Source organism: Legionella sp. km772 (assembly GCF_003989735.1).
Lineage (GTDB): Bacteria > Pseudomonadota > Gammaproteobacteria > Legionellales > Legionellaceae > Legionella.
On record NZ_RZGQ01000144.1, the window covers coordinates 1 to 7,345 of the forward strand.

Sequence of the window (7,345 nt, forward strand, 5' to 3'; positions counted from 1 at the left end):
CAAGTGAAATAAAAAAATCTAAAAATCCTTCTTCCAGCTTCATTCCTATATCCATTTAAATGAAGCTAGCCTCTCATTATTTACCGATTTAAGCTAGATTTTTTTCATGAGGTGGCCCTGCAGGGTTCTAGCATTCCGAAACGAACATTTTAATTATTTCTGCATGAGGTTAGATACAAATAATACCTATGTCTATACGATAGGATTTCTAGTTGCTGAGCAACAAGACTGGCAAGGGCGGAGCTAAGAATCGCTCGTACAGAGAATATTTATTTAAATACTACGAGCAAGAGCATAATAAAGCCGATAATAGCCATAGCCCCATGTCCCAGGGCTAAAATTTGGGGTATTTTTTTACCTGTCAGATCATAATAAGCTAAGAATATGCCTCCGATCGCTACAGCGATAAAAATAATTAAAACTTTTAAGAGTACATGAAAATAAAACCCTGCTATTAATAAGGTAATTAGTGCTAAGCTACCTACCGCTCCATGAAGTATCGCCACACCTTTGGGTGTATTTTTCCCCTCCAGCACATAAGTAATTAAATAAGCGCCCCCTAATATCGTTAAAGCAAAAAGAATCACTGCTGCTATAGCCATATTAAGAGTCCTTGTGTACGTTTTTATGTTTTTGCAAAGGGCAAGTTGCGGGCCCCTCAATCACCTCTCCTGTGGGCGTAAAACGACTGCCATGAAGAGGACAATCCCAAGTCTGTTCCGCATCATTCCAGGCGACAATACCCTTCATATGGGGACAGGTCGCTGCAATGACATTCAAGCCCTTGTCCTCTGTTTTGGAGACTGCGTATTTTATCCGGTTAATCTCTGTTATTTTCCCTTCACCGACCTTTAAATCCTCAGGGTTAAGCGCAGAAAAGAGTGGGAGATCTTTTAAATACTGTACTAGTGCATTACCATTTTCTCTGAATAAAAAAGGAGCCGAATTCAAAAAATCTTTACGTTGCGCGTTGTAAGTTTCGAACAGTTCATTTTTTTTGCCAGCGAGTAAATCGCCCAAAATAATCCCAGCTAGCGTTCCATAGACTAAGCCATCGGCAAAATAACCGGTTGCTAAGTAACAATGTTTGCTAGAAGAGTTGGCAAGACCGATATAAGGGATACTGTCTGCTGCATGATAATGTTGCGCCGACCATTGATAAACGGTTTCCTCAACATCAAATTGCTGCTCTAAACAGCGACTTAGGGCGTTAAAATGCCGGTGCATATTAACACCCTGACCTGTCTTATGATGTTGCCCTGCAATCATTAATAATTCTGGTTCATTATGAGTATGAGGATGAGTACATAAGATGTAGCCGGAATTATCCATATCTCGGAACTGCCCTTCAGGGTATTCTTTATTTTTTAAACGCACCGCGACTACATAACTTCGATAAGGTGCTAGATAAAATTGGGTAGTATTAATGCCAATTGGCGTATGGGTCGCAATAATTACTTTTTGGGCAGTAATAGTGGCTTTTTCTGTGCTTACTGTACAAAGCTCCGCTTCATGAATACCTAGCGCGCGGGTATTTTCAAATAAATGACAGCCTTTTTTATATAAAACTTGGGCCAGACTTACCACATATTGTAAAGGATTAAAGCGGGCTTGATCCCGTAGCATTATCGCTTGTTTGAATTTTAAATCGAGGGGTAAACTTTGCACCTCCTCTATTCCTAGCTTCATTTGCTGCCAAAGCTCTATTTCCTGTTTAAAAAGAATATTATCGCTTTGATTCGTATAAGCATACCAAGGCCGTTTTTTAAATTGACAGTTAATTGCGAACTCATGAACCGTACTTTCGATGTAGTTAATAGCAATTTGCCGCGACTGAGCTACGGTTATTGCTGTATTTAAATTAAAATGGCGTTCAATACTTCGATAAAAAGCTTGTACTGGGACATAAAGGTTACCCGTAGATGATCCCGTCGTCATTCCGCCAATAGTGTGGGCTTCTATTAAGGCAACTGTCTTGCCGGAGTCGAGGAGTTGTTTTGCAGCCGTAATCCCAGTAATCCCTCCACCAATAATAAGAACATCCACTTCGAGCTTGGATTCCAGGCAGGGATAGGTGGAGGTTATATTGGTAATAGCATTCCATAATGAAACCATTCTGCATCCTTGTACGTGTTAAACACCTAAAATATCTTTGTGCAGCTATTTCTTTAATTTAATATAGAGACGCTATTTTATTTTTACCATTGGTACAAACCTTATACTACAAGTTCTTCTAAACACAAAAGATCTGCTCCATCACTAATCGCTTTGTCAATAGCTTGACAAATATTTGCTAGATTACGTGGCCAATCGCCACCTGTTTGATTACAGCTCGCAGAAGCGATTTTGACTTGCATTGTTTTTTCCTTAAATAAAAAGGGCAGTATTTTAACAGTAGCAGGCAATTTTCTCAACAAATAAGTCTGTTTTATATTTTTTTAGACAATAATTGCCTGACGCTTCGTTAGTTGTAAAATCATTTCAGCTGCCGCAAGTCGTCAACCTTAATGCTTAGTGCCGCACTGATTTTGCTTTAGATTAAAGAAATGAGAAAATATAAAATTATTAAAAAAAGCTATTCGTCAAGACTGTTTTTTTTACTTTTATTTAGTTATCCTCTTTCTGTTTTTACTCCAGCCCCTTCTCTGCAACATTGTGGATAACTCTCAGCCCCGAACCACCCTATAGCATCATTCTAACTGGCACATTTTAAGGTATCTCCTTGTTCTCATTGGTTTTATCTTGTTTTTTTAAAGTAATTTTTTCGATATAGATATCCACAGTTTCTGTGGATAAGTCTGTGTGTATTCGGCCATTTACTTTATTTAACACAGGCCTAGTATGAGAAGCTACACATTAGTAATGCTTACAGCAAAATAGGCCAATTTTTAATAAGGGTAGACACAAACACTAGCTTTTTAGCGGTCGTCTATACTTAATAGACGAATAAAATGAAAGGAGCTCTTATGAAAAGTTATCAAAACCCCCAGCCCCACGCGGTTAAAAGAGCGGATAAAACACAAAGTAAGCCTAATGCGAATACCAATGAAAAAGATAAGGGTAAAAAGAAACAATAAAAGATGAGAGTCTAATAATTTTTTATGCTTCTATTTTTGAACACCGTTCTTCTTTAAAGGAATGCAGCTAATTAGGTTTTCGCTACCTTTTGAGAGGAACGTTGCAGGCGATTGTTTCGACAACCGGCTTCAAATTGGTTCATCATTGACTGCCAATAGTCGAGCGTCATTTGGCTATTCTTAAGAAATAAAAGCATAGTATTTTCAAAAAAAGGATTGGAATAGGTGTTTATTAGAGAGGTTAAATTCCAGGCAGAGCCATTATAAGTATCTAAATACATATCGAGTAAACTGTTGAATGGGAAATCATTTTCCCTGGGGGTTTCCCTATTTTTTTTCATTTATAGCTCCTCATAAGATTTAATCATCAAAGTCATTCCTCTTACTACAACTGTATCCGGCCAATCCCCCTATTGAACTTGCGACAGCCCCCATAGCAAACAGAATAAAGGTTATAAAGGCATTGAGGGTAATGATTTTTTTATTAGTTTCGATATTAAACGATAGAGGGGAGGTTTTTAATCCATGTGCTTTAGTTTCAGTGAGCATAGGTGCATTATTTTGAATTTTAATAGCCACTAAATTAGAAGTAAAATTGGAGTGAAAGGCTAAAAATTGAATCATATTCATCAGTAAGATAATGGTAAAAACTAATAAAATGCACCAGGATAAAAAGCCCCATAATAAACCCCAGGCTTTTGCTTCTAAGTTTCGCGGAGACAGAATTCCCGCAAGCCAGCCGTTTAGGAACATTGCCAGCAAAGTGAAGAAGCCAAAGCCTAAACATCCGCCTAATGAAAATAATGTTTTTCCCGTCTCATCCACCGAAAAACACGCTAAACCAATAGCAAGAGCCAATAAATTAAATAGGAAATTTAGACCTAAGCCCCCTAAGGCTCCGGCAAACAGTGCACTCCATGAGGGTACAATACTCCTTTGATTGGTTCTCATCCTTTTTTCCTTTGCAGTTTTTAAGGGTCGAATGCGATTTCTTATTGAGTTAGTCCTATAAATTTACTAAATATATACCTAGAGGGAATCAATAGAGTATAGCGTAATTTCAATTTATGTAGTGCGAGGCACATCTCTAACTATAAATCTAGGAGCCTATTTTGACTGAAACCATGCATGTGCTGATAATTGGCGGAGGCATAACAGGCTTAACCTTAGCCAATTTATTAATCCATGGAAAAAAACAATTCAAAGTTCAAATTACCTTATTTGAAACCCGTCCAGAACATCATCAAGATAGTTTGGGTGGAGGAATCGGACTTTGGCCCCCCAGCCAAGCGGTATTACAGACTATTCCGGGCTATGTACATTTTATTGAACATTATGGTTTTATTATGCCCTCGCCCAGTTATCGAGACTCCCAGGGAAGGTATTTGGCGAAAGCACCTAGAGATTTTTCTTCCCGCTTTCCCATTCAATGCCTGCATCGGCAAGATCTAGTCAACACGCTCCTAGACGCTTTAAAAAATAGCGCCGACATTCAAATTATAAATGGCCAAAAAATCCGATACTATGAACGACAGGGCGATAAAATTGTGATTGAACATAACGGCATTCACTATGTGGGTGATGTGCTTATTGGCTGTGATGGCATCCACTCACAAATTAGAAATTGTTTAATGGCCGAATTACAATTACCGCCGGTCTACCCTACGGCCTTAAGTTATACCTATTTTCGCGCCAATACGCAGCTCCCCCAAGATAGCTCACCAAATTGGTGGTCAAGCTCCTTTGAACTTTGGGGTAAGTCCGAGTCAGAGCTTTATGGTCATCATATTCTCCGCTTTGGTTATGTGCCATTAAGACCTCCAGGCGTTTTTTGGTTTATAGCTATTGAAACGCAACAAGCTCATCCTTATCTCTCTCCGATCAATACCGTCCAATTAGTGGATGAAAAGACCAAGCAATTTCTTTTAAATTTGGTGCAGGCTTGGCAACCAATCCGAAACGAGGAGCAAGCTGTTTTAGTCGACATCGCCCAACTGCTTAAATTAACCAAACACATCCTTAGGACAGATATTGAAAAAATGGCGGGGATTGAGCGCTTTCCGTGGACTTCGAAGGATAATCGGATTGTCCTAATGGGCGATGCTGCCCATGCTACTGCCCCAAACTTAGCCCAAGGAGCAGGCTTATGTATAGAAGATGCTGCCTGTTTTGTTTCTAAATTAGATAGAGTTGATTATTTACAGGGCATCAACGATTATGCGAAGGAGCGAAAACCTCGCGCATTAACAGTACAGAAATTGGCAGATAGCATAGCCACTCTCGGGCAAATAAAAAATCCCTTAGTTAGAGCACTAAGAGATTTCTTAATGCAGGGCGCAACTCTTTTAGCACCCAATTTACAACAGAGAATATTTGAGTATGTTGTATCAAAAAGTTTAGGAGGCTCGCGAAAAGCAATTTACTGGCAAATCCCTCCAAACATAGTAAGGGATGCGGCTTCCACCACGCTATTTGCACGAGTTTTTGCTAATTATGTTTGGCTGGAAGATCATATAAAACAATTTAAAACCGCCAAGATTGCAATGGATGGGATAGGCGAGGTAAGCGTTAAGCGAGCTAAGTTTTTAAGCCCGCTCTTGAAGATCTTAGGGCTTCCCCCAGAGATGGAGTCGCAGCCCTTTTACGCTGAAGTCATGAATGTAGCGCCGGATATTCAATGCTGGCGAAGAGTCTTCGGCTACCAAACACCTCAACAAAAAACCTACACTACAACTCATAGCCTTTATTGTGATTTTAACCGGCAAATTTATTTGAGCGAGAGCGTTGGGGGGCTATTTGATAAATTATTTCAATTTATTTATACCATTAGTCAAGAAAATAACCGCTTAAACAACCAATCTTGCGGCCTTGTTTTTTACAATTTATTTAAAATTCCTCTCCCGCAATTTCTTTTACCAAAATCATCCTGGGAAGAAAAGCCCTGCGAAAAAGGCTGGTTATTTGAGGGTAAAATCTCCCTCCCCTTGCTGGGGACTATTGTGCATTATTATGGACGCTTTACGATCAATTATCCTCTCCCCGCCCCTCCTAAAAGAATTATTGTCGCCGGTGGCTCAGGGATGATTGGAAGAACGGTTTGCCTAGCCTTCCTGAAAAAGGGTTATGAGGTATACTGTCTAAGCCGATTTTTAACTACGAAAATAAACATTGAAGGAATTAGACTAAGGCTCATTGATGAGGATTGGTCGGATTTAATAGATAAAAATACGATCATCATTAATTTAAGTGGTGAAAATCCTGGTGCAAAAAGATGGTCCTCTTCTTTTAAATTGAAAATAGCTGAGTCTCGCTATGCCATTATCCATCGCATTATAGAGAATATTGCGCGTGCCAAGCACAAACCGCTGAAATATTTACAAGCCTCTGCAGCGGGATACTATGGAGATGCGGGAGCGCAATTATTAAGTGAAGAGAGCCGCCCGGTAGTCAACGAGGAAAAAGGCAGCTTATTTAGAATCAAGGTTTGTGAGGAAATAGAGCAAAGAGCCTCGCAAGCACCCTGCGATGTTATCAATTTACGCATAGGCCATGTTTTAAGCCAACAAGGGGGACTCCTTCCCTATTTCAAATTAGCAAGCTTTTTTTTGATTACTAAACTAGGCTCCGGTAAGCAATATATTCCCTTTGTGCATAGTGATGATCTTAGCCAAGCCATTACCTTTATTGCTGATTCCAAAACGCTTCGCAATGGAGCGGTTAACATTACCGCCCCCCTCCCATGCCAAAGCGCGGAGTTATTGAGCGAATTAGCATGGTGTAAGCTTATTTCAGGATTTAGCCTCCCCAAATCCTTATTAAAACTATTGATAGGAGACGCCTATGTTGTTTTAACCGATTCTGAACGAGTGGAACCAACACGCTTACTTGCTCAGGGCTTTAATTTTAATTATAAAACGATAAAGGAAGCCTTAAACGGTTTGAACTAAAAGCTTATCTCTCCTAGAATATTTTGCTGCCCGCGTTGGAAACCTTAAAATTTGCAGGTTTACCTCCATAGAAAAACCTAAGTTTACTCTCTACTTTTAAGTAAGAAATAGCCAAAGTAGGCCGATATCAATCTGATAAGGATAATCTGATAAGGATAAAATGATGAATGATAAAAACATTGGGATAGTACGCTGGTTCAATGATAACTCATGTTACGCACGGTCAATTTTAAGCTGCCATATTTTTAAGCTCCTGCCAAGCAATCTGGTTCGCTCTAAGAATCAATTTGTACTTAATAGCAAAGTGATTTAAATGAGTTT

Annotated in this window: 7 protein-coding genes; 2 read left to right on the top strand and 5 right to left on the bottom strand. The window is 39.3% G+C overall.

Going from position 1 to position 7,345, the window contains the following annotated elements; all coding sequences use genetic code 11:
- Positions 1–269 precede the first annotated feature (269 nt).
- The 5 genes from ELY15_RS12090 to ELY15_RS12105 all read right to left on the bottom strand — a co-directional run bounded on the left by ELY15_RS12090 (position 270) and on the right by ELY15_RS12105 (position 4,028).
- Entirely contained in the window at positions 270–602 is a 333-nt protein-coding gene (locus ELY15_RS12090; protein WP_127100373.1) for a hypothetical protein, read from the bottom strand.
- A 1-nt stretch (position 603) separates the two neighbouring features.
- Positions 604–2,115, bottom strand: coding sequence for an FAD-dependent oxidoreductase (locus tag ELY15_RS12095; protein ID WP_127100375.1), 1,512 nt, complete (start codon positions 2,113–2,115; stop codon positions 604–606).
- Positions 2,116–2,216: 101 nt separating this feature from the next.
- Entirely contained in the window at positions 2,217–2,357 is a 141-nt protein-coding gene (locus ELY15_RS16195) for a hypothetical protein (protein ID WP_158617471.1), read from the bottom strand.
- A 791-nt stretch (positions 2,358–3,148) separates the two neighbouring features.
- The gene (locus tag ELY15_RS12100) at positions 3,149–3,418 is read right to left on the bottom strand and encodes a hypothetical protein (protein WP_127100377.1); all 270 of its coding nucleotides are present in this window, start codon (positions 3,416–3,418) and stop codon (positions 3,149–3,151) included.
- 19 nt (positions 3,419–3,437) lie between these two features.
- Positions 3,438–4,028 carry a hypothetical protein gene (locus ELY15_RS12105; protein ID WP_127100379.1) on the bottom strand — a complete coding sequence of 197 codons (591 nt, stop codon included), beginning with the start codon at positions 4,026–4,028 and terminating at the stop codon, positions 3,438–3,440.
- A 161-nt stretch (positions 4,029–4,189) separates the two neighbouring features.
- Between ELY15_RS12105 and ELY15_RS12110 the strand changes: the two genes are divergently transcribed.
- Together ELY15_RS12110 and ELY15_RS16200 are read left to right on the top strand one after the other, a co-directional pair.
- Entirely contained in the window at positions 4,190–7,024 is a 2,835-nt protein-coding gene (locus tag ELY15_RS12110; protein WP_127100381.1) for a DUF1731 domain-containing protein, read from the top strand.
- Positions 7,025–7,184: 160 nt separating this feature from the next.
- On the top strand, positions 7,185–7,337 hold the full coding sequence (locus tag ELY15_RS16200; RefSeq protein WP_158617472.1) for a hypothetical protein: 153 nt from the start codon (positions 7,185–7,187) through the stop codon (positions 7,335–7,337).
- Positions 7,338–7,345 lie beyond the last annotated feature (8 nt).